Below are 22,029 nucleotides of genomic sequence, written 5' to 3'. Positions count from 1 at the left end.
TCTCCTCAGACCGGCAGCGGGATGTCTTCGTCGAGCAGGCCGCGCCTCACCAGCGCGTGCCACAGCTCGTCGGGGATGTCGTAGCCGAACATCTCGGCGTTGTCCCGCACTTCGTCCGGGCCGGCGGCGCCGACGACCGCCGACACGACGGCCGGGTGGCCGAAGGGGAAGCGGAGGGCGGCGGCCCGCAGCGGTACCCCGAACTCGGCACAGACGGCGGCGAGCCGCCGGGCCCGCTCGGCGATCTCGGGCGGCGCCTCCTCGTAGTTGTAGCGCGCGCCGGGGCGGGGGTCGGCGAGCAGCCCGGAGTTGTAGACGCCGCCGACCACGACCGAGGTGCCGCGCCGCTCGCACACCGGCAGCAGGTCGTCGTAGGCGGTGCGCTCCAGCAGGGTCCAGCGCCCGGCGCACAGGACGACGTCGACGTCGAGGTCGGCGACGAAGCGGGCGAGGATGTCGCTGTAGTTCATGCCGAAGCCGATGGCCCGGACGAGCTTCTGGTCGCGCAGTTCGGCGAGCGCCGGGAACGCCGTCTCGTACACCTCGCGGATGTGGTTCTCCGGGTCGTGGACGTAGACGATGTCGAGGGCGTCGACCCCGAGCCGTTCGAGGGAGGACTCCAGGGAGGCGCGGATGCCGTCCCGGGTGAAGTCCCACTCGCGGACGCGGTCGGGGGTGTCCGCGAAGCCGTCCGCCTGGACGGCTTCGCCGGGCGCCCGGTCCCGCAGCCGCCGCCCCACCTTGGTGGAGAGCGTGTACGAGCCGCGCTCGCGCCCGGCGAGGGCGCGCCCCAGCCGCTCCTCGGACAGTCCGACGCCGTAGTGCGGCGCGGTGTCGAGGTAGGTGCAGCCGAGTTCCAGGGCGGTGTGGACGGTCGCCAGGGCGCGTTCCTCGGGCACCGCGGCGTACAGATTGGCCAGCGGGGCGCAGCCGAGCCCGAGGGCTGGTACGTGGACGCCCGAGCGCCCCAGTTCGCGCGGCCCGCTCGGTACCTGCGCCATGACTTCTCGCCTCTGTTCCTGTTCTCGGTGCCGCGCGGTGCCGCGGCTCAGTCCTGCTTCTCGCCGCTCGCGTAGCGGGAGATGATCAGCGCGACGATGATGATGGAGCCGTTGATGAACTGGTTCCACAGTGGCGGCACGCCGCCGAGGGTCATCACATTGACGACCAATTGCAGCGTAAGCACACCCGTGAGGGCTCCGAAGAGCGTGCCGCGGCCGCCCTTGAGGCTGATGCCGCCGATGACCGCGGCGGCGAACACCTGGAAGATCCAGCCGTTGCCCTGGGTCGCGGCGACCGAGCCGTAGTGGCCGGTGTAGAGGATTCCGGCGAAGGCCGCCAGCACCCCGCCGGCGGCGAGCACGATCCAGGTGATGCGGTCGACGCGGATACCGGCGGCGCGCGCCGCCTCGGGGTTGCCGCCGATCGCGTACAGGGAGCGGCCGTGCCGCAGATAGCCCAGCGCGAGGCCGCCGAGCGCGTACAGGCCCAGGCACAGCCACACGGCGGCGGGCGCGCCCAGCCAGTCGGCCTTGCCGAGGTAGCGGAACGACTCGGGGACGTTGACGATGGACTGGCCCTCGGCGATGCCGACCTGGAGGCCGCGCAGCATGGTGAGCATGCCCAGGGTCGCGATGAAGCCGTTGACGCGCAGCTTGAGCATCAGGAAGCCGTTGGCCGCCCCGATCAGCGCGCCGACCGCCAGGCACAGCGGGATCGCGGTCCATACGGGCAGCAGCCCGAGCCCCTCGAAGCGGGCGCCGTGGGACGGCAGCACCAGCCAGAGCGCGATCACGGGCGCCACCGCGATGGTGGACTCCAGGGAGAGGTCCATCCGGCCGCTGATCAGGATCAGCGCCTCGCCCAGCACCAGCAGCCCCAGCTCGGTGGACTGCTGGACGACGCCGATCAGGTTGTCCTCGGTGAGGAAGGCGGGCGAGACGATGAAGCCGATCACGCCCAGGACGAAGATCACCGGGACCAGGGACAGATCGCGCCAGCGGGCGATGTCGATCCGCGGACGGCTCCGGGCCCCCGCCGGGCCGTCCGCCACCGCCTCGGCGGGCTGCTGCCGTGCGGTACCGATCATGTCTGTGGTCCTCCTGTGCGGTCTTCGGTTCCACCGGCTGTACCTTGCGTGGTGCCGTCCGTGCCCGGTTCCGTGATGCCCTCCATCGCGGCGACCAGCTGACGGTCGCTCCAGCCGCTGCCGAACTCGGCGACGACCCGCCCGTGGAAGAACGCCAGGACCCGGTCGCAGACCCGCAGATCGTCCAGCTCGTCGGAGACGATCAGCGCGCCGCTCCCGGCCGCCGCGACCTCCCGTACGACGCCGAGCAGCGCGTCCTTGGACTTCACGTCCACCCCGGCGGTCGGCCGGATGGCGACCAGCACGCTCGGTTCGCGCGCCAGCGCCCGCGCGATGACGACCTTCTGCTGATTGCCGCCGGACAGGCCCGAGACGGGCTGCGACGGTCCCGAGGTCTTGATGTCGAGCGAGGTGATCATGCGCTGGGCGAACGCGCGGGTCCGGGAGGGCAGCACCGTCCCGTACGGCCCGAGCTGGTCGGTGACGGTCAGCGTGGCGTTCTCGGCGACGCTGCGGCCCAGCACGAGACCCTGGTCGTGGCGGTCCTCCGGGACGTAGCCGATGCCCGCGTCGAGGGCGTGCGGCACGCTGCCGGGACGGACCGGCCTGCCCCGTACGGAGACCCGGCCGCCGCCCGGCTTGCGCAGGCCCACCAGGGTCTCGCCGATCGCCGTGTTGCCGCTGGCGGTCGCCCCGGCCAGGCCCAGCACCTCGCCCGGCCGCACCACCAGGTCCAGCGGCGCGAACTCGTCGTCCAGGGTGAGCCCTTCGGTGCGCAGCACCGGCTCGCCGCCCGGGCCGGCCGCCTTGACGGTGACGGGGGCGCGGACGGCGGCCCGGGAGTCGCCCTCGGGGGCCTCTCCGCCATCGCCCGTCATCGCCGCGACCAGGTCCTCCTTGGGGAGGTCGGCGACCGGGGCGGTCAGCACATGGCGAGCGTCGCGGAAGACGGTGACGGTGTCGCAGAGGTCGTAGACCTCCTGCAGGTGGTGCGAGATGAACAGGAACGCGACGCCCTGGCGGCGCAGTTCGAGCAGCTTGGCGAAGAGCCGGTCGATGCCGCCCGCGTCGAGCTGCGCGGTGGGCTCGTCGAGGATGATCAGCCGGGCGCCGAAGGACAGCGCGCGGGCGATCTCCACGAACTGCCGCTGCTCGACGCCGAGGTCCTTCGCCCGGGTCTGGGGGTCCACGTCCACCCCGTACTCCCCCAGCAGCGCCCGCGCGTCCTCGCGCAGCGCGCGCCAGCGGATGCGTCCGGTGCCCTGGAAGCGGCCGAGGTAGAGGTTCTCGGCGACCGTCAGATGCGGGACCACCATCGACTTCTGGTAGACGCAGGCGACCCGGCGCTGCCAGGCCGCGGTGTCGCCGTAGCCGGGGGCGGGTTCGCCGGAGAAGGTCACCTCGCCCTCGTCGGGGCGTTCCATGCCGGTGAGGACGGACACCAGCGTGGACTTGCCCGCCCCGTTGCGTCCGACGAGGGCGTGCGCCTCCCCGGGACGCACGGCCAGGTGGGCGTGGTCCAGGGCGACGGTCGGTCCGAAGCGTTTGACGATGCCCTCCGCCCGGACCACGGTGGGCTCTGCTGCCGCTGCCTCTGCCGCTGTCATGGCTACTTCTTTTCGAGCTGGTTGGCCCACAGCTTCGGGTCGTCGACGTTCTTCTTGGTGACCAGCGGCGCCGGAAGCTGGTCCTCCAGACCGTTCTCGATCTTCACGATCTCCGAGCCGTGATCGGTCGGACCGGGCTTGAACGTCTTGCCGTCAAGCGCCGCCTTGGCGTAGTTCAGCGCCCACTTGGCGTAGAGGTCGGCGGGCTGGGAGAGGGTGGCGTCGATCTTCCCGGCGCGGATCGCGTCCAGCTCCTCCGGTATGCCGTCGTTGGAGATGATGGTGATGTGCCCCGCCGAGCCCGCGGGCTTGAGCAGCTTCTTCTGCTCCAGCAGCGCCAGGGTGGACTGCAGGAAGGCGCCACCGGCCTGCATGTAGATGCCGTCGAGCTTGCGGTGCTGGGCGAGCAGGCTCTGCAGCTTCGCGGAGGCGACGTCGCCCTTCCAGTCGGTGGGCAGCTCGTGCACCTTGATGCCGGGGTACTTCTTCTTCATGCACGAGGCGAACGCCTGCGAGCGGTCCCGGCCGTTGATGGAGCTGAGGTCGCCCTGGAGTTCGGCGACCCGGCCCTTGCCGCCCAGCTGCCGGCCGAGGTATTCGCACGCCTTGGTGCCGTACGCCCGGTTGTCGGCCCGCACCACCATGTAGATCTTCCCGGCGTCGGGGCGGGTGTCCACGCTGATGACGGGGATCTTCTTCTCCTCCAGCTGCTCCAGCGTGGAGGAGACGGCCCCGGTGTCCTGGGGGGCCATGACGATCGCCTTGGCGCCCTGGTCGGTGAAGGCCTGGACGTTGGAGACGAGCTTGGAGATGTCGTTCTGCGAGTTGGACAGGGGGAGCGCGGAGACCGTGCCCTTGTCGATGCCCTTCTCCAGGTACTGCTGGTAGGAGTTCCAGAAGTCGGTGTCGGTGCGCGGCATGTCGATACCGACCTTGCCGCCTCCGGCGCCGTTGCTCTCACGGTTGCAGCCGGCCAGCCCGGCGACGGCGAGCAGCACGGCGCAGGCCGCGGCTCCGGTGGTGCGGAGTCTCGTCATCGAGTCCCGTCCTAAGTCGATTTGTGCGACGTGCGTGGTGCGGGCGTGCGGGTACGAGGTGCGGCGGTGCGGGTGCGTGGTGCGGGCGTGCCGGTGGTGCGGGCGTGCCGGTGCGTGGTGCGGCGGTACGGGTCCGGTACGCGGCGGGCGGTGCGTACGGCGTGGGGCTCAGGTGGCGGGGCGCAGGCGCAGGCCCTGCATGCCGCCGTCGACGGCCAGCGCGGTGCCGGTGACGGCCGCGGCGGCGGGACTCGCCAGATACGCGACGGCCGCGGCGACCTCCTCGGCGGACACCAGCCGCCCGGTCGGCTGACGGGCCTCCAGGGCGGCGCGCTCGGCCGCCGGGTCGGCCGCCTGGCCGAGCAGCCGCCCGACCCACGGGGTGTCGACGGTGCCGGGGTTGACGCAGTTGACGCGGATGCCCTCGCGGACGTGGTCGGCGGCCATGGCGAGGGTCAGCGACAGCACAGCGCCCTTGCTGGCGCTGTACGCGGCGCGCTGCGGCAGTCCGGCGGTGGCGGCGATGGAGCAGGTGTGGGTGATGGAGACGGCGCCGGGCCGGTCGGCCGCCGCGGCGCGCAGATGCGGCAGCGCGGCCCGCGCGGTGCGCACCAGGCCCAGCACGTTGACGTCCAGCAGCCGCTGCCACTCCTCGTCGGAGTTGTCCTCGACGGTGCCGATCGCGCCGATGCCCGCGTTGCCCACGACGGTGTGCAGGGCGCCGAATTCGGCCACCACCGCGTCCACCGCGGTCCGCACGCCCTCGTCGGAGGTGACGTCGGCCTTGACCGGCAGGGTCCCGGCCGGGGCGCCCGACGGGTCCCGGTCCAGCACGGCGACCCGCGCACCGCGGTCGCGCAGCGTGGCGGCGATGGCGGCGCCGATGCCCGAGGCGCCGCCGGTGACGAGCGCGGCCAGCCCTTCGAAGTCGCCGGTGGGGCTCAAGAGGTCTCCTCCTGTCGTGCGGACTGCGGTGCGGCGTTCTGGGGTGCGGTGTTCTGGGGTGCGGCGTTGCGGGCCTGCCATTCGGGCCCGTCGGGGTAGCGGTAGGCGGCGATCGACTCGGGGAGCATCCGGGCGGAGAAGCCCGGGGCGGCCGGTGTGCGGTACCGGCCCGCCTCGATCACCGCCGGGTCGGCGAAGTGTTCGTGGAGGTGGTCGACGTACTCGATGACCCGGTCGTCCCAGCTGCCCGAAACGGCCACGAAGTCGAACATGGCCAGATGCTGCACCAGTTCGCACAGGCCCACGCCGCCCGCGTGCGGGCACACCGGCACCCCGTGCTTGGCGGCGAGCAGCAGGATCGCCAGGTTCTCGTTGACCCCGGCGACGCGCGCGGCGTCGATCTGCACGAAGTCGACGGCTCCGGCCTGGAGCAGCTGTTTGAAGACGACGCGGTTGGCGACATGCTCACCGGTGGCGACCTTGACCGGCTGTCCGGCGCGGATGGCGGCGTGGCCGAGGACGTCGTCCGGGCTGGTCGGCTCCTCGATCCAGTGCGGGTCGTACGGCGCCAGGGCACGCATCCAGCGCAGCGCCTCCGCGACGTCCCAGCGCTGGTTGGCGTCGACGGCTATCCGGATGTCCGGGCCGACCGCCTCCCGGGCCAGCCGCATCCTTCTGAGGTCCTCGTCGAGGTCGCCGCCCACCTTGAGCTTGATCTGGCCGAAACCGTCGGCGACCGCCTCCTGGGCCAGCTTGATCATTTTCTCGTCGGAGTAGCCGAGCCAGCCCGCCGAGGTGGTGTAGGCGGGGTAGCCGCGTTCGCGCAGCCGCGCGGCGCGCTCGGCGCGGCCGGGCTCGGCGGCGCGCAGGATGGCGAGGGCCTCGTCGCGGGTGAGGGCGTCGCTGAGGTAGCGGTAGTCGACGAGGTCGGCCAGTTCCTCGGGCGGCATGTCGGCCAGGAACTGCCACAGCGGCTTGCCCGCGTGCCGGGCGGCGAGGTCCCAGGCGGCGTTGACCACCGCACCGGCCGCCATATGCATGACGCCCTTCTCGGGACCGAGCCAGCGCAGCTGCGAATCGTGGGTGAGGTCGCGGTAGAGGTCGGCAAGACCGGCCGCGGTGAGCGGGGCGGGGCGGCCGACGACCTGCGGGCGCAGGGAGTGGATGGCGGCGGCGGTCACGTCGTTGCCGCGGCCGATGGTGAAGACGAAACCGTGGCCTTCCGCCCCGGTGGTGTCATCGGCGTCCGTACGGAGCACTACATAGGCAGCGGAGTAGTCGGGGTCCGGATTCATCGCGTCCGAGCCGTCGAGCTGCTCCGAGGTGGGAAACCGGATGTCATGGACCTCGAACTCAGTGACGGTCGGGCGCAAACTCAATGGGGGCTCCCTGAACGACGCGCGATAGAACATCGGACCTTTAGCGGTGATCCGATGTATAGCGCCGACATGGGGGTCTCGTCCAGAGGTGTGCCGCAACTTTCGGGAAACAGGTCGGATGAATCGCTGTGGGTTGCTATACGGGGGCTGCGGCGGGGGCCCCTTGAAGCCGTAGGCTTGGGGCGCACGCAAAAGAACTGCAGCCGGAGGCGGTACGAACCCGTCCGCCCCGGTCGGAAGGAGGCGCTGGGTGATCGAGCTTGAGGGGGTTCCCGAGCTGATCGACCCGGTCATGATCTGTGCCTTCGAGGGCTGGAACGACGCCGGAGATGCCGCCTCCACCGCGGTCGGGCACCTGGACCGGGAGTGGAAGGGCGAGGTCTTCGCCTCTCTCGACGCCGAGGACTACTACGACTTCCAGGTGAACCGGCCCACCGTCGCGCTGGACAACGGGGTCCGAAAGATCACTTGGCCGACCACCCGGCTCTCCGTGGTCCGCGCGGAGGGCGGCGAGAAGACCCGCGACCTGGTGCTGGTGCGCGGGATCGAACCGAGCATGCGGTGGCGGTCGTTCTGCAACGAGATCCTCGGCTACGCCCATGAGTTGGGCGTCGAGATGGTCGTCGTCCTCGGGGCGCTGCTCGGCGACACCCCGCACACCCGGCCGGTGCCGGTCAGCGGTGTCACCTCCGACCCGGACCTGGCCCGCAGCCTCGACCTGGAGGAGACCCGCTACGAGGGGCCGACCGGCATCGTCGGCATCCTCCAGGAGGCCTGCACCCACGCCGGGGTCCCCGCGGTGAGCCTGTGGGCGGCCGTCCCGCACTACGTCTCCCAGCCGCCGAACCCGAAGGCGACCCTGGCCCTGCTGAACCGCCTGGAAGACCTCATCGGCGTCCGCATCCCGCTCGGCGAACTGACCGAGGACGCGCGCGCCTGGCAGCTGGGCGTGGACCAACTGGCCTCGGAGGACAGCGAGGTCGCCGAGTACGTCCAGTCGCTGGAGGAGGCCCGGGACACGGCGGAGCTGCCGGAGGCGTCGGGAGAGGCGATCGCGCGTGAATTCGAGCGCTATCTGCGGCGGCGTGACGGCTCGCCGGGTGCGCCGGGAGGCCACGCGACGGAGACGGGCACCGGCGGCGTGGCCGACGGCCCGTACCTCCGCGACCCCGGTACGGGCCATCCCCGCCCCTGGAAGCCGTCCGCGAAGGACGACGAGGGCGGCGGCGAGTCCGGCGGGAGCGGCGAGTCCGGCGAGAGCGGCGGAAGCTCCGGCGGCACCGAAAGCACCGACGCGGAGGACCGCCCGGACGACCAGGGCTGAGCCCTGGGCCCACCGGCGGACGGGCCGATTCCTCGGCCCGTCCGGGGGCGGTCCGGGTAGTCGCCCCTGAGGTTTCGCCGCCGGGCGCGGGCCGGAAACATCCAGCCGGGCCCCGAACCGGGCGGGTGCCCGGTTTCGGGGAGGGGTGGGTGGGGGCCTACAGGGCTACGCCCAGCAGGGCGTCCACCGCTCGCGACACCAGGCCCGGGGCGCCCTCGTCCTCGCCGCCGGTCGACGACTGGGCGGCCGCCCAGCGGTCGACGGCCGCGAGGGCCGTCGGGGAGTCGAGGTCGTCCGCCAGGGCCTCGCGGATCTCCTCCACCAGCGCGTCCGCCGACGGGCCGTCCGGGCGCGATACGGCGGCACGCCAGCGGGCGAGGCGGGCCTCGGCGTCCCGCAGGACGCCGTCGGTCCACTCCCAGTCGGAGCGGTAGTGGTGGGCCAGCAGGGCGAGCCGGATGGCCGCCGGGTCGACGCCGTCGCGCCGCAGCGAGGAGACGAAGACCAGGTTGCCCTTGGACTTGGACATCTTCTCGCCGTCCAGCCCGACCATCCCGGCGTGCACGTACGACTGCGCGAACGGCCGCTCGCCGGTGAGGACCTGGGCGTGCGAGGCGCCCATCTCGTGGTGCGGGAAGGCGAGATCGGAGCCGCCGCCCTGGACGTCGAAGCCCATGCCGAGGTGGTCGAGGGCGATGGCGACGCACTCGATGTGCCAGCCGGGGCGGCCGGGGCCGAGCGAGCCGCCGTCCCAACTCGGCTCGCCCTCACGGGCGGTCACCCACAGCATCGGGTCCAGCGGGTTCTTCTTGCCCGGCCGCTCCGGGTCGCCGCCGCGCTCGGCGGACAGCAGCCGCATGGCCTCGGCGTCGAGGCGGCTGACCGAGCCGAAGGCGGGGTCCGACTCCACGGAGAAGTAGATGTCGCCCTCGACCTCGTACGCCGCGCCCGCGTCCCGCAGCCGCTCCACGAGCGGCACGATCCCCGGTATGGACTCGACGGCACCGATGTAGTGGCGCGGGGGCAGCATCCGCAGGGCCGTCATGTCCTCGCGGAAGAGGGCGGTCTCGCGCTCGGCGAGGGCCGTCCAGTCGTCGCCGTTCGCCACGGCCCGCTCCAGCAGCGGATCGTCGATGTCGGTGACGTTCTGGACGTAATGGACCTGGCGCTTGGTGTCGAGCCACACGCGCTGAACGAGGTCGAACGCGTTATAGGTCGCCGCATGACCCATGTGGGTCGCGTCGTACGGCGTGATGCCGCAAACGTAGATGCGGGCGACGGGGCCGGGGGTGAGGGTGATCGGTCCCCCGGTCGCGGTGTCGTGGATCCTGAGGTCGCGGCCACTGCCAGGCAGGGCGGGAACCTCGGAAGCGGGCCAGGCATACATGCAATGAGCGTAACCGGATGCCGGTTCCGGATACGAACCGGACCGGCCCTGCTGACCGTTTGTTGGCCGGATATACGGTCTTGCGTCTTCGCCCGTGAGCTGCTTGGTCGCCCTTCCGCAGCGGCGATCGGAGCGGTCAGCGGCGATCAGCGGCGATCGGTTCAGACCGGCGGCCACGGAATGGCGGGCCACTGACCGCTGGGCACGGGGTGTACCCCGGTCCGCAACAGCGCCGCCACCCGGGCTCGCAGCGCCTCGATCTCGGCGCCGGTGATCAGCTTCGCCAGCCGGGCACGGAGCGGCCCGTCGTCGGCGAGCTGGTCCGCCAGCCCGCGCAGCACGTCCAGGACATCGTCCGGCAGGGCCTCCCCGGCCCATCCCCACAGCAGGGTGCGCAGTTTGTCCTCGGCATTGAAGGTCACACCGTGATCAATCGCATAGAGCCGACCGCCCGCGGCGGGCAGCAGATGGCCGCCCTTGCGGTCGCCGTTGTTGATCACCGCGTCGAGCACGGCCAGCCGCCGCAGCCGTACGTCATCGGCGTGCACCAGCAGCGCGGTGCGGCCCTCGCCCACCTCCGCGAAGCCGACCGCCTTCCAGCCGGGGCCCGGCTCGTCGCCCTCGACGAGCGCGAGCAGCTCGGGCTCGCCGGAGCCGTCGGAGTGATCGGAGTCGCCGGAGCCATCAGAACCGTCGTCGTCATCAGAGCCGTCGCCCGTGGCGACCTCTACCCACAGCTGGCACATGCCCTGTCCGTACGGCCCGTCGCGCAGCACGGTGGGCGGTACCAGGCCCCAGCCGGTCGCCTCGGAGATCTCGTACGCCGCGACCTCGCGCTGGGCGAGCGTGCCGTCCGGGAAGTCCCACAGCGGCCGCTCCCCGGCGACCGGCTTGTAGACGCAGGGGGCGCTGTGGCCCTCGTACTCGACCGTGCAGTACAGCACCGCGTTGGACGCCTCCCGGACCCGGCCGCGCACCGTCAGCTCGCCCAGGGCCAGCAGCTCGGACGGCTCCGGGGGCGTCAGGCTTCGCGGCGGTATCCGTTCTGGCGCGGACATACGTGTCCTTCCGGGTCGAGCGGCAGGCTGCACAGCGGGCAGGGCGGCCGGCCGGCGTTGACGACGTCCAGTGCCCGCTTGGCGAAGGCGCGGGCCTGGGTGCCGGTGAGCCGCACCCGCAGCATCGGCGGCCCGTTCACGTCGTCCTGCAGAAGCCGTTCCTCGGCCTCGGCGAGGTCCTCCTCGGACTCCGCCTCCAGCTCGACGAGCGCCTGCGCCTCGACGATCATGCGCTGTTCCTCGCCGTCCCAGGCGAGAGCCATGGTGCCGACGCGGAATTCCTCTTCCACGGGGGCGTCGAGCGGCGCGGTGTCGGAGAGTTCGGAGGGGGCGACGGCCGGTACCGGGGCGTTGCCGCCGGTGCGCCGCACCACCTCGTCGAGCAGCTCGTCTATCCGCTCGGCCAGCGCCGCGACCTGGGTCTTCTCCAGTGCCACGCTGGTGGTCCGGCCACCCGCGGACGCCTGCAGGAAAAAGGTACGGCGGCCAGGCAGCCCGACCGTACCGGCGATAAATCGGTCCGGCGGGTCATAGAGGAACACCTGACGGGACAACGTCCTGCTCCATTTGCGTCGACTGGTCGGCTGGTTGACTACTGCGGCTGGTGGTTCCGGCGGGGCTGCCGGGGTCACGACCGCTGGGTCGCGGCTGTGGCGGCGCGGCCGCGCCGCGGGACCACCCTACTGCGCGCGGAGATCATGGTGCCCCCGCGTCGCCGCCCACCGCCGCGTCCCCGCCGCGGGCGGCGGCCGGGGCGTCCTCCCGGGGCGCGAGCCCCCCGAAGTCGCCGGTGTCCCCCAGCCGTACGACGAAGGGCCGGGTGGGGGTGTAGCGGATCGCGGTGACCGAGCAGGGCTCGACCGAGATCCGCTGGAAGAGGTCGAGGTGGAGACCGAGCGCGTCCGCGACGATCGCCTTGATGATGTCGCCGTGCGAGCACATCAGATAGCTCGCGTCGGCGCCGTGCTCCGCCTCGACGCGGGCGTTCCAGTCGCGCACCGCGTCGACCGCGCGTGCCTGCATGGCGCGCATGGACTCGCCCCCGGGGAAGGCGGCGGCGGACGGATGCTGCTGGACGATGTTCATCAGTGGTTCATCGGCCAGCTCGGCGAGTTTGCGGCCCGACCAGTCGCCGTAGTGGCACTCCCCGATCCGCTCCTCGGTGTGCGACGGCAGTTCGGGGCGGGCGGCGAGCAGCGGGGCGAGGGTCTCCTGGCAGCGCTGGAGCGGGCTGGTGACGACGGCGGCGAGCGGCAGCCGGGCGAGCCGCCCGGGCAGTTCCGCGGCCTGCGCGGCGCCGCGCTCGTCGAGTGCGACACCGGGCGTCCAGCCCGCGAGGACGCCGGCCGTGTTCGCGGTGGACCGGCCGTGCCGGACGAGGATCAGCGTGGGCATGCCTGCCACCCTACGACCCCTCCGGGCCCGCTCAGGGCGGGCGTGCGCCCGTCTTCGCCCGTCTTGTGACGTCCCCCGGTGCGCTTTCTTACCCGGGCGAGGCACAATGCCCCGCGTGATCGTGGATTGTGCCATCTACCAGGACGGGTGCCGCACCGAGGGCCCCGCCGACTTCTCCGACGCCCTCGACCAGGCGCGCGCGGCCGGGGACTCCTTCCTCTGGATCGGGCTGCACGAGCCAACGGAGAAGGAGTTCGGGCTGGTCACCAGCGAGTTCGGACTGCACCCGCTGGCCGTTGAGGACGCGCTGACCGCGCACCAGCGGCCCAAGCTGGAGGTCTATGACGACTCGCTGTTCCTCGTGCTCAAGCCGGTCCAGTACGCGGAGAAGGCCGGGACCGTCACCGCCGGTGAGCTGATGGTGTTCGTCGGTGACTCCTTCGTGGTGACCGTGCGGCACGGCGAGGCCAACCCGCTGAGCGCGGTGCGGGAGCGGCTGGAGCACACCCCCGATGTGCTGGCGCACGGGCCGACGGCGGTGATGTACGCGGTCGCCGACGCGGTCGTGGACCACTACCTGGATGTCGCGGACAGGCTCCACGAGGACCTGGACAGCCTGGAGACGGAGGTCTTCGCGCCGGACGGCAACGGTGGCCAGAACACGGCGGGCCGGATCTACGCGTTCAAGCGCGAGGTGCTCGAATTCCGGCGCGCGACGGGCCCGTTGGCGGAGCCGATGACCCGGCTCGCGGGCGCCGGGGTGCCGTTCGTACACGAGGGGTCGCGGCCGTTCTTCCGTGACGTCCATGACCATCTGACCCGGGTGAACGAGCATGTGGAGGGCCTCGACCGGCTGCTGTCGGACATCCTCTCGGCCCACCTGGCGCAGATGGGGGTGCGGCAGAACGACGACATGCGGAAGATCTCGGCGTGGGCGGCGATGGCGGCGGTTCCGACGCTGATCGCCGGTATCTACGGCATGAACTTCGAGCACATGTGGGAGCTGCGCCAGCCGTGGGGCTATCCGGCCGTGGTGGGGCTGATGGCCGGAGTGATCGGGCTGCTGTACCGGATGTTCAAGCGCCGCGGCTGGCTCTGAACGGCCCGTACGCGCCGTACGGGCACGGCTCAGGCAGGGCGGGGGCAGGCGGTCAGGCGGACAGGCAGGGACTCAGGCGAACTCGGGCTCCTCGGGGGTGGCCGTCTCCGTACCGCCGCCCAGCGCGTCCCGCCGCTCGGGCATCCGCAGGGTCACCATGCGGCGCCAGCCGCCCAGCCGCTCGTACCCGTACCCGGCCTTGACGCCCGCCGTCAGCACCGCGGACTTCCGCTTCGACCAGCCGAGGATGCGCCCCATGTGCCGCGTCACGGCGAGGCTGACGCACCGGTGGACCTCCATTTCGACGAGCGCGCACTCGCGCAGCGCCCGCTGGATGGTCCGGCCGTACCCGGCGGCGGCCAGCCGCAGCAACTCCTCGTGGCAGTAGGCGAGGTGGTTCTCCTCGTCCTTGGAGATCATCGTGACTGCCCGGCCGACCTCCGGATGATCGCCGAAGCAGCGGCGCAACATGGCCATCTGCGCGGCCGCGCGCTGCTCGGTGACCCGGCTGTGGGCGAGGTAGACGACGATGTCGTGCTCGGTGAGCGGTTCGTCGCGGCGCAGCTTCTCGTGGGCGAGGCCGACGCCGCGGGCCTCCAGCAGGATGGTGTAGTCCATCGTGCGCGGCACCTCGACCGGCTCCAGGCCGCGCTTGCGGAGCAGGGCGTTGAAGATCCGGCCGTGCTTGTCCTCGTCCGCGCCATGGCGGGTGATCTTGGGCGCGAGGGCGCGCTGGGTGTCGGGTACGAGCGCGGCGATCCGGCCGTTCTCCCAGCCGCCCTGCGCCTCGCCGCTGGCGGCGATGGAGCAGAACAGCCGGAACGACTCGTCGTTGCCGAGGATCTCCTGGAAGACGCTTTTCGCCGAGAGCATCACTGCCACCTCCGGGCACGGCACGGCACGCACTCGCGCACTGAAAAGAGTCAAATGCCGGGTATCGGAAGTGGCAACAGGTGGGGCGTCCGGCTCATCCGTACGAGGGAATCACGAGCGAATACGGAGGGTCCCGCCGGGCGCGTAACCCCGTGGCACCGGAGGCGTTGTGCTCGGTGACGGCCGTGGCGGGGAAGACCCCCGAGCCCCCACCACGGCCGCGGAACCTCCGCGTCGTACGCATCTGCCGGTCGGCTACGCGAGCCCGGCGCGCTCCAGCGCCTCGACACCGGCCCGCAGCCCGGCCACCCGCTCCTCCAGCGTGAAGCCCGCCGGGGTGAGCGACAGGGTGGTGACCCCGGCCTCGGCGTACGCCTTCATGCGGTCGGCGACGCGCTCGACCGGGCCGAGCAGCGTGGTGGAGTCGATCAGCTCGTGCGGGATGGCGGCGGCGGCGCCCTGCTTGTCCCCGGCCAGGTACTTCTCCTGGATCTCGGCGGCCTCCTTCTCGTACCCCATGCGCTGCGCGAGCTTGTTGTAGAAGTTCTGCTTGGCACTGCCCATGCCGCCCACGTAGAGCGCGGTGTACGGGCGGAACTGGTCGGCGAGGGCGTGGACGTCCTCGCCCACCGCGAGCGGGACGGTGGGCACCAGGTCGAAGCCTTCGAGGGTCTTGCCCGCCTTCTCGCGGCCCGCCCGCAACGAGCCGACGGTGGTCGCCTCGGCGTGCTCGGGGGCGAAGAAGATGACCAGCGCGCCGTCGGCGATCTCGCCGGTCTGCTCCAGGTTCTTGGGGCCGATGGCCGCGATGTAGAGCGGGATGTACTCGCGCACCGGGTGCACCGTGAGCTTAAGCGGCTTGCCGGGGCCGCCGGGCAGCGGCAGGGTCCAGTTCGCGCCCTCGTGGGTCAGCCGCTCGCGGGACATCGCCTTGCGGATGATCTCCACGTACTCGCGGGTGCGGGCCAGCGGCTTGTCGAACCGCACGCCGTACCAGCCCTCCGAGACCTGCGGCCCCGAGACGCCGAGGCCGAGGCGGAAGCGGCCGCCGGAGAGGGAGTCGAGGGTGGCGGCGGTCATCGCCGTCATCGCGGGCGTACGGGCCGGGATCTGGAAGATGGCGGATCCGACGTCGATGCGCTCGGTCTGCGCGGCGACCCACGAGAGCACGGTGGCGGCATCCGATCCGTACGCCTCCGCGGCCCAGCAGACCGAGTAGCCGAGCCGGTCGGCCTCGCGCGCGACCGCGAGGTTGTCCGCGTCCATCCCGGCGCCCCAGTAGCCGAGGTTGATTCCGAGCCGCATACCCATGCCACACCTCTTACTGATCAGTAACGTCGCTGTTCCGGGGACTCTAGCGCGCGGAACCCCGGTACGTCAGGGGTGGGTCCGGGGTAGGCCGGGGGGTGGTCCGCCGGTGGCCTGCCGGTGGTCCGCCAGTGGCCTGCCGGTGGGTGATCCAGGGTTATCCACAGGCTGACACGGTCCGCTTTCCGGCCAGTAATCTCGATGTTCATGGAGCGACGTACATGGAGCTAAGGCACCTGGGCCGCACCGGCCTGCGCGTATCCCGGCTCGGGCTCGGCACGCTCACCTGGGGGCGGGACACCGGCGAACACGAGGCGGCGGACCAGCTCAAGGCGTTCTGGGAGGCAGGCGGGACGCTGATCGACACCGCCGATGTGTACGCGGACGGGGAGGCGGAGTATCTGCTGGGGCGGCTGACGGAGGGGCTGGTGCCGCGGCGCGATCTGCAGATCGCCACCAAGGCGGGCAGCGTCCCCGACCCGGACCGCCGCTTCGACGGCTCGCGCGGCCACCTCCTGGCGGCGCTCGACGCCTCGCTGGAGCGGCTCGGCACGGACCATGTCGACCTGTGGCAGGTGCACGCCTTCGACCCCGTCACCCCGCTCGAGGAGACCCTGCAGGCGCTCGACATAGCCGTCAGCAGCGGGCGGGCGCGGTATGTCGGCGTGTCTAACTTCAGCGGCTGGCAGCTCGCCAAGGCCGCCACCTGGCAGTTGGCCTCCTCCGGGGCCCACACCCGGCTCGCCAGCACCCAGATGGAGTATTCGCTGCTCCAGCGCGGCATCGAGCGTGAGGTGCTCCCGGCCGCCCTGGACCTGGGCATCGGCCTGCTGCCGTCCTCGCCGCTGGGGCGTGGCGTACTGACCGGAAAGTACCGCCACATGACGCCCTCCGACTCCCGCGGCGCCTCCGAACTCGCCGCCTTCGTCGCCCCGTACCTCGACGAGGAGGCGAGCCGGATCGTCGACGCCGTCGCCATCGCGGCGGACGGCCTGGCGACCAGCGCGCTGCACGTCGCGCTCGCCTGGGTGCGCGACCGCCCGGGCGTGACCGCGCCCATCGTGGGCGCGCGCAACGCCCGGCAGTTGCGCGCGGCGCTGTCGGTGGAGGCCCTTAGTCTTCCGGACGAGATCTGCCAGGCGCTCGACGATGTGTCGGCGCCCGTGCACCGCTATCCCGATCAGGACTGGAGCACGCTGTGACAACCGACCACCTCGCCGGCGACCCCCCGCCCGAGGAGGCCACCGAGGCGAGCGCGGACTGCGCCGCGCCCGCCGATGCCCAAGCGTCGCCGTCGGCGCCCGGGCGCCCCGCCGCCGCGCCCGACGCCGCGTCAGCGGCCGTCCGGCCGGGCGATGGGGAGGCCGCCCCACCGGCCGCGACGGGTGCCACGGCAGAACCGCACCGGTCCGGCGCCGGAGACACCGCCGGGCAGCCCCCCGGCGAGGCCGGTTCAGGGGAAGACACACCGGCCACTGCCGCGGGGAGCCCCGGGGACGCCGCGGAGCGCGCTACGGCAGAACCCGGGCAGCCCGGCGCCGGGAGTGCCACCCCCGGAACGGAGCCCGACAGCTCCGCGACCGACGCGCACGCCGGGATCGGGGCCGATGGCGAGCCGAAGGGCGCCGCCGCAGCGGGGGGCCCGGCCGCCGACGACGGCCGTGGGGCGGAGTCCGGCGGCCTGGCGGACGCGCACGCCGAGAGCGGGGACGAGGCGGAGCCGACCGGGACCGCCGTGCCGGGGCGCCCGGCCGCGGCAGACGACTCTGGGCAGACGCCCGAGTCCGTCCCCGGCGCGGAGGCCCGTGCCGACGGCGCGGCCGGGGCCGGTCGAGGGCGTGGCGAGGCAGCGCCAGCAGGCGGGGGCGGCAAGGGTGGGCGGTCGGCTGCCGCTGAGGCGTTGGCTGCCGCCGTGCGGGCCGTGGAGAGTGGCGAGCGGTCGGCGGCGTCGTTCTTCAACGAGCCCCGACCGGCCCCCGCCCGGCCGCAGCCTGCCGCCGCTCCCCCGCGTGAACCGGCCCGCACCGCCGCTCCCGTACCGCCACCGGCGCGGCCCGTGGCGGCGGGGGTGGCCGGAGTCCGGGAGGTGCTGGCGGCGGGCGGAGCGCCTGAGGCGCTGGCCGTATCGGTCGCCGAGACCCTCGGCGAGCGCGCCGCCGAGGCGCTGCGCGAGGACCCCTGGCAGCTGCTGGCCGTCCCCGGAGTGCGCCCCGACCAGGCCGATGGCTTCGCCCGCGCCCTGCTGGGCCCGGACTGCGGGCCGGGCGACGAGCGCCGCTCGCAGGCGCTCACCGGCTGGCTGCTGGAGCGTGCCGCCCTTGAGGGGCACACCGCGCTGGAGTCCGCCGCACTGCGCGCGGCCCTCGCCAAGGTGTCCGTGCCGGACCCGGACGAGGCGCTGCGGGCGGCCATCGCGGGCGGCGGTGTGCTGGTCTTCCAGGACGCCCTGGAGTCGCCCGCGGGCGCTCAGCCGCCCGCGCCCGCCGCGCCCGACGACGAGGACACAGAGCAGCCGGTCCGGGTGCTGTTGGGGCTCGACCGGTACGCGCTGGCGGAGGAGAGCCTGGCGGACGGGTTCGCGCGGCTGATCACCACCTTCGCTGATGCTCACGAGCCCGCGCCGGACTGGGACGCGGCCGCCACCGCCGCGCCGTCCCCGTCCGCCGCGGAGCTGATCCGTACCGTCGCGGCGCACGGCCTGGTCGCGCACAGCGGCGGCGAGGCCGCCCGCGCCGAACCGGCGGCGCTGGTCGCCGCCGCGCGGTCGATGGGGCTGCGGGTCTGCGCCGCCGCGCACAGCGAGGACGGCAGGCGGCGGCTGGCCTCGGAGGTCGGCGCCGACGCGGCCGTGACCGTCGCCGGGCTGCTCTCCGGCGGCGAGGGCCCGGGGCGCGACGAGGAGGGCACGCTGGCGCTCGACCTGCTCGCCGTGCTGGACGCGCCCCAACTGGACGTGGAGACGGCGGCGATGCTCGTCGAGTCCCTGCCGGACGGCGCCCGGCTGGTGCTGAGCGGGGACCCGGGCGTGCTGTGGTCGGCCGGGCCCGGCCGGGTGTTCGCGGATCTGCTGGCGGCCCGCCGCTGCCCGCAGGTGGTCTCCCGTACGCCCGACCCGGGACCGATCGGCGAGCTGGTCTCCGGCATCGGCATCGGTGAGCTGAACCAGGTGGAGGCGCCGGGCAAGGAGGTCGTGATCGTCCCCGCGCGCGACGCGGGCGAGGCGGTGCACCGCACCGTGCAACTGGTCGCGGACTCGGTGCCGCGCGCGATCGGCGTGCCGTCGGAGCAGACACAGGTGGTCACGCCGGGCCATGGTGGCGCGGCCGGCACGCGGGCTCTCAACGCCGCGCTGAAGGAGCGGCTGAACCCCGGCCCCGGCCGGTTCGCCGGTTTCGACCCCGGCGACCGCGTCGCCTACACCCCGGCACCGGGCCGCGCCCTCCCGGGCACCGTGGTCTCGGCGGACGCGGAGGGGCTGCGGCTGGACTGCGCGGGTGCGCCGGTGGTGGTGCCGCGTGAGCAGGTCGGCGACCTGGTGCGGCACGGCTGGGCCCTCACCGCCCATCAGGCGGCGGGAACGCGCTGGCCCGCGGCGGTCGTGGTGCTGCCGGGGGACGCGGCGGCCGGGCTGACCCGGGCCTGGGTCTACACCGCCTTCAGCCGGGGTGAGCGGCATCTGTCCGTGGTGCACGGCGTGGAGGCGGCGCTGCCGCGGGCGGTCGCGGAGGTCCCGTTCAAGGACCGCACCACACGCCTGCGGTCCCTGCTCCAGGGTCAGGTCCCGCCCACGACGGGGTGACTCGTCCGAGCCGTCCGCGGCGGCGGCCACCGAGTCCGTGTCGTGCTCGCCACCGGCGAGCGGCGCGCCCGGCCCACAGGGCGCGCACCGGGGCGGCCACGACCGTGGCGCTCACGGTCGTGGTGAGGGCGCGGCTGCGCAGTCTGCTGCGGCGGCCGGCCCGGTCCTGGGGGCCAGCGGGAAGCCGCGCCGGTCGAAGTGTGGACCGGCCGCGGCGCGAGAGGTGCCGGGCGACACGGGCCCAGGACGATCAGCCCGCGGCGTCGGGGCCGCCTCCCGGCGGGCCGGGGGGCTCGTGCGTCGCAAGGCGAAGGAGCGCCCTTGCGGGGCATCTCCGGGACGGAAGCCAGGAGTGGGCTCAGGCGAGCCGGGTGCGCCCCAGCCGTAGCCGGGGCAGCGTGCGATCGCCGGGCGAAAGGCGACCCGGCGGGGGCGTCTCCCGGACGGAGCCTGGGGACGGGCCTCCTCTGGCGAGCCTGGTGCGCCTCCCAGCCGCAGGCCGGGGCGTGCCGGGCTTCGCGGGCCCGGCGGGCTGTGCGGGCATGCCCTCCGGCCGCGGGGTGCGCGGCCGGAGGGCCCGGGGCCCGGGGTGCGGCGTGCGGCCGGGTTCAGCTCCCCGGGCCCAGCACCTCCAGGTCGTCCTCGTCCTCTTCGTCCAGCTCCTCGTCGAAGACCGAGCTGACGTCGAAGCGGCACACGATCTGCTCCGGATCAGCCTGGTCGAAGGGGGCGGACAGCCACTCGCCAGGTTCGGCGGGCTCCTCGACGGCCGCGACCCAGAGGGTCGAGTCGCCCTCCTCCAGGCCGAATTCCTTGTGCCGGGAGGCGATCTCGTCCGGTTCGAACTCGCCGAACACGACGCCGAGCGCGGCATGGACGCTTTCGCCGGCACCGGCACCGGTCGCCCCGCCGCCCAAGCGACCGTTGCCGGTGTCGAGGTCCGGATCGAGGTCGACGATGCGCTGGGCCTGCGACAGCAGCCGCTGCGGTTCGACCACCGCGTAGTCCCGGCGGATCAGCACGCTGAGCGCACTGGGTTCGTCCGGACCCGCATAAGCGGGCAGGCTGTCGTCGCCCGGGATCTCGAAGGGCGTCACTTCGTCGTAGGTGTCGTAGAGCAGCTCGTCGTACACCTCGGCTGCCGCCGCCAGTTCGTTGAACGCGGCGTAGACGGCCGGGTCGCCTTCCCCCGACCGGCGTTCGACGGCGTCGAGGTGACGGTCCAGTGCGGCTTTCACCGCTTCAGCGGCGGCGCGTACCTCGGCAGCGGATGGCTGCGCAGCATCAGACATAGTGCAGACGCTATCCGTACCAGGGCAGTTCCCGCACAATAGATGCGATGCCGGAATACGAATTCTGCGACGTGTATGTGCCACGCGGGGTGTCCCGCAACGCCACTACCCGCCTGCTCACGGACCATGCCGAATACGGACACTGGGAGTTGGATCGACTAAGACTCAACCCCGACGGCAGCCGAAGAGTGCGGCTGCGGCGTCGAATCATCCGCCAGCTCCGCGCTACCTGGTGACGCGCTGCGGGCCCCGCACGAGGCGGGGCCCGCAGTGATCGGACCGGTCAGACCGGGCCATCAGACCAGGTCAGACGGTGTACGCGGCATGGTGGGTGGGGCCGGGGGCGGTGCCCCTGCCCCACCCCTTCCCGAACCCGGGGACCGGGTGTCGGGTCAGCGCCGCGCGGTGCGCGCCCGGCGGTAGAGCACCGTACCGGCGAGCAGCATGCCCGCGGCGGCCGGAATGGCCAGTTCCATCGCTCCGGCACCGGTGTGAGCGAGCTGCTCGCTGCCCGTGAGGTGGGAACTGCCGAGGTTCGCGGCCGGGTCGGCGCCGTGGGCTCCGTTGTGGTTCTGCCCGTTCCCGTTGTCGCCGTTGTCACCGTTGTCGCCGGGGGTGTCATCTCCCGGGTTGTTCGGCTGGCCGGGGTTGCCGGGGTTACCAGGGGTACCGGGCTGGCCCGGATTCCCGGGGTTGCCCGGGGTGCCAGGGTTCCCCGGGTTACCGGGGTTTCCGGGGTTGCCCGGATTGCCAGGGTTCCCCGGGTTGCCGGGGTTTCCGGGGTTGCCCGGATTCCCAGGGTTGCCGGGGTTCCCCGGGTTGTTCGGTACGGCCTCGACCAGGCCGCAGCCGCCCGAGCTGCTGTTCCCCGCCGCGATCACCCCGATGCCGTTCCCGCACACGTTGACCGGAACGTGCACCGGGGCCTGGATGTTGTTGCCGGAGCCGACCCCCGGCGAGGACTCGGTGCCGCCCTGGGCGGAGGAGCCGCTCCCCGCCTGGGAGCCGCTGGACGTGCCGGACGCACTGGACGAACTGCCCGAGCCGCCGGAGCCCGCCTGCGACGCCCCGCCGCCGCACTGGGCGTCGTTGAGGAACCCGAGGACGTTCACGGTGTTTCCGCACACGTTCACCGGCACATGTACCGGCGCCTGGATGTTGTTGCCCGACACCACCCCGGGCGAGTGCCCGGCGCTGCCGTTCGCCCCCGAGTCGGCTTGTGCGTAGCCCGCGGTCACGGCCAGAACGCCGCTCGCCGCCGCTACGGTGATCAGGCCCTTTTTCGCAACCTGTCGCATAACTGTTCGCTCCCCTGCCGGTGGCCCGGCCGGAACGCGTGCGGGCGGTGTTCGCCCGAACCCCCATGCCCGGACGGCCCCGGAGTGCGTGGCACACACTCCGGGCCCGCCGGGATCACGTTCCGGTGGACCGTGACTC

At 72.9% G+C, this 22,029-nt stretch carries 19 protein-coding genes; 5 read left to right on the top strand and 14 right to left on the bottom strand.

The window, feature by feature from the left end; translation table 11 throughout:
- Positions 1–5 precede the first annotated feature (5 nt).
- The 6 genes from ACZ6CL_RS16095 to ACZ6CL_RS16070 form a co-directional block, all read right to left on the bottom strand.
- Entirely contained in the window at positions 6–1,001 is a 996-nt protein-coding gene (locus ACZ6CL_RS16095; RefSeq protein WP_468936443.1) for an aldo/keto reductase, read from the bottom strand.
- A 47-nt stretch (positions 1,002–1,048) separates the two neighbouring features.
- A complete protein-coding gene (locus tag ACZ6CL_RS16090) occupies positions 1,049–2,089 on the bottom strand; it encodes an ABC transporter permease (RefSeq protein ID WP_468936441.1) in 1,041 nt (346 codons plus the stop codon).
- On the bottom strand, positions 2,086–3,696 hold the full coding sequence (locus ACZ6CL_RS16085) for a sugar ABC transporter ATP-binding protein (RefSeq protein ID WP_468936439.1): 1,611 nt from the start codon (positions 3,694–3,696) through the stop codon (positions 2,086–2,088). Before ACZ6CL_RS16085 ends, ACZ6CL_RS16090 begins: the two co-directional genes overlap by 4 nt.
- 2 nt (positions 3,697–3,698) lie before the next feature.
- Positions 3,699–4,733, bottom strand: a complete 1,035-nt coding sequence (locus ACZ6CL_RS16080; RefSeq protein ID WP_468936437.1) for a sugar ABC transporter substrate-binding protein — start codon at positions 4,731–4,733, stop codon at positions 3,699–3,701.
- A 168-nt stretch (positions 4,734–4,901) separates the two neighbouring features.
- Positions 4,902–5,678 (bottom strand): SDR family NAD(P)-dependent oxidoreductase, encoded by a 777-nt coding sequence (locus tag ACZ6CL_RS16075; RefSeq protein WP_468936435.1) that lies wholly within the window; start codon positions 5,676–5,678, stop codon positions 4,902–4,904.
- Positions 5,675–7,051 carry an enolase C-terminal domain-like protein gene (locus tag ACZ6CL_RS16070; RefSeq protein ID WP_468936808.1) on the bottom strand — a complete coding sequence of 459 codons (1,377 nt, stop codon included), beginning with the start codon at positions 7,049–7,051 and terminating at the stop codon, positions 5,675–5,677. Before ACZ6CL_RS16070 ends, ACZ6CL_RS16075 begins: the two co-directional genes overlap by 4 nt.
- A gap of 256 nt (positions 7,052–7,307) precedes the next feature.
- Between ACZ6CL_RS16070 and ACZ6CL_RS16065 the strand changes: the two genes are divergently transcribed.
- Positions 7,308–8,381: a PAC2 family protein gene (locus tag ACZ6CL_RS16065; RefSeq protein ID WP_468936432.1), complete on the top strand. Its 1,074-nt coding sequence runs from the start codon at positions 7,308–7,310 to the stop codon at positions 8,379–8,381.
- A gap of 157 nt (positions 8,382–8,538) precedes the next feature.
- Here the strand turns inward: ACZ6CL_RS16065 and mshC are convergent, their stop codons facing one another.
- The 4 genes from mshC to ACZ6CL_RS16045 all read right to left on the bottom strand — a co-directional run bounded on the left by mshC (position 8,539) and on the right by ACZ6CL_RS16045 (position 12,221).
- Complete coding sequence (mshC, locus tag ACZ6CL_RS16060; protein WP_468936430.1) at positions 8,539–9,768, bottom strand: cysteine--1-D-myo-inosityl 2-amino-2-deoxy-alpha-D-glucopyranoside ligase; 1,230 nt, start codon at positions 9,766–9,768, stop codon at positions 8,539–8,541.
- A 161-nt stretch (positions 9,769–9,929) separates the two neighbouring features.
- On the bottom strand, positions 9,930–10,826 hold the full coding sequence (locus ACZ6CL_RS16055) for an SCO1664 family protein (protein WP_468936428.1): 897 nt from the start codon (positions 10,824–10,826) through the stop codon (positions 9,930–9,932).
- Positions 10,790–11,380, bottom strand: coding sequence for a DUF3090 domain-containing protein (locus ACZ6CL_RS16050; protein ID WP_468936426.1), 591 nt, complete (start codon positions 11,378–11,380; stop codon positions 10,790–10,792). Before ACZ6CL_RS16050 ends, ACZ6CL_RS16055 begins: the two co-directional genes overlap by 37 nt.
- Positions 11,381–11,522: 142 nt before the next feature.
- The gene (locus ACZ6CL_RS16045; RefSeq protein WP_468936423.1) at positions 11,523–12,221 is read right to left on the bottom strand and encodes a histidine phosphatase family protein; all 699 of its coding nucleotides are present in this window, start codon (positions 12,219–12,221) and stop codon (positions 11,523–11,525) included.
- A gap of 106 nt (positions 12,222–12,327) precedes the next feature.
- On the opposite strand from ACZ6CL_RS16045, the gene ACZ6CL_RS16040 reads away from it, so the two are divergent.
- Entirely contained in the window at positions 12,328–13,320 is a 993-nt protein-coding gene (locus ACZ6CL_RS16040) for a magnesium and cobalt transport protein CorA (protein WP_468936420.1), read from the top strand.
- A gap of 72 nt (positions 13,321–13,392) precedes the next feature.
- On the opposite strand, the gene ACZ6CL_RS16035 is transcribed toward ACZ6CL_RS16040, so the two are convergent.
- Together ACZ6CL_RS16035 and ACZ6CL_RS16030 are read right to left on the bottom strand one after the other, a co-directional pair.
- A complete protein-coding gene (locus tag ACZ6CL_RS16035) occupies positions 13,393–14,193 on the bottom strand; it encodes a ferritin-like domain-containing protein (RefSeq protein WP_468936417.1) in 801 nt (266 codons plus the stop codon).
- Positions 14,194–14,448: 255 nt separating this feature from the next.
- Entirely contained in the window at positions 14,449–15,498 is a 1,050-nt protein-coding gene (locus ACZ6CL_RS16030) for an LLM class F420-dependent oxidoreductase (RefSeq protein ID WP_468936806.1), read from the bottom strand.
- A 224-nt stretch (positions 15,499–15,722) separates the two neighbouring features.
- On the opposite strand from ACZ6CL_RS16030, the gene ACZ6CL_RS16025 reads away from it, so the two are divergent.
- Both ACZ6CL_RS16025 and ACZ6CL_RS16020 read left to right on the top strand, forming a co-directional pair.
- Complete coding sequence (locus ACZ6CL_RS16025; RefSeq protein WP_468936414.1) at positions 15,723–16,703, top strand: aldo/keto reductase; 981 nt, start codon at positions 15,723–15,725, stop codon at positions 16,701–16,703.
- On the top strand, positions 16,700–19,300 hold the full coding sequence (locus ACZ6CL_RS16020; RefSeq protein ID WP_468936411.1) for a helix-hairpin-helix domain-containing protein: 2,601 nt from the start codon (positions 16,700–16,702) through the stop codon (positions 19,298–19,300). The genes ACZ6CL_RS16025 and ACZ6CL_RS16020 overlap by 4 nt, the downstream gene beginning before the upstream one ends.
- A 608-nt stretch (positions 19,301–19,908) precedes the next feature.
- On the opposite strand, the gene ACZ6CL_RS16015 is transcribed toward ACZ6CL_RS16020, so the two are convergent.
- Positions 19,909–20,592, bottom strand: coding sequence for a hypothetical protein (locus ACZ6CL_RS16015; RefSeq protein WP_468936408.1), 684 nt, complete (start codon positions 20,590–20,592; stop codon positions 19,909–19,911).
- A gap of 47 nt (positions 20,593–20,639) precedes the next feature.
- Here ACZ6CL_RS16015 and ACZ6CL_RS16010 point away from each other — a divergent pair, with 47 nt between their 5' ends.
- The gene (locus tag ACZ6CL_RS16010) at positions 20,640–20,828 is read left to right on the top strand and encodes a DUF5703 family protein (protein ID WP_079152252.1); all 189 of its coding nucleotides are present in this window, start codon (positions 20,640–20,642) and stop codon (positions 20,826–20,828) included.
- Positions 20,829–20,984: 156 nt separating this feature from the next.
- On the opposite strand, the gene ACZ6CL_RS16005 is transcribed toward ACZ6CL_RS16010, so the two are convergent.
- On the bottom strand, positions 20,985–21,890 hold the full coding sequence (locus ACZ6CL_RS16005; RefSeq protein ID WP_468936405.1) for a chaplin: 906 nt from the start codon (positions 21,888–21,890) through the stop codon (positions 20,985–20,987).
- Positions 21,891–22,029 lie beyond the last annotated feature (139 nt).

This window comes from Streptomyces sp. NPDC041200 (assembly GCF_055591805.1).
The sequence above is the reverse complement of the archived record's forward strand: the minus strand, read 5'-3'. Positions and strand labels throughout refer to the sequence as shown.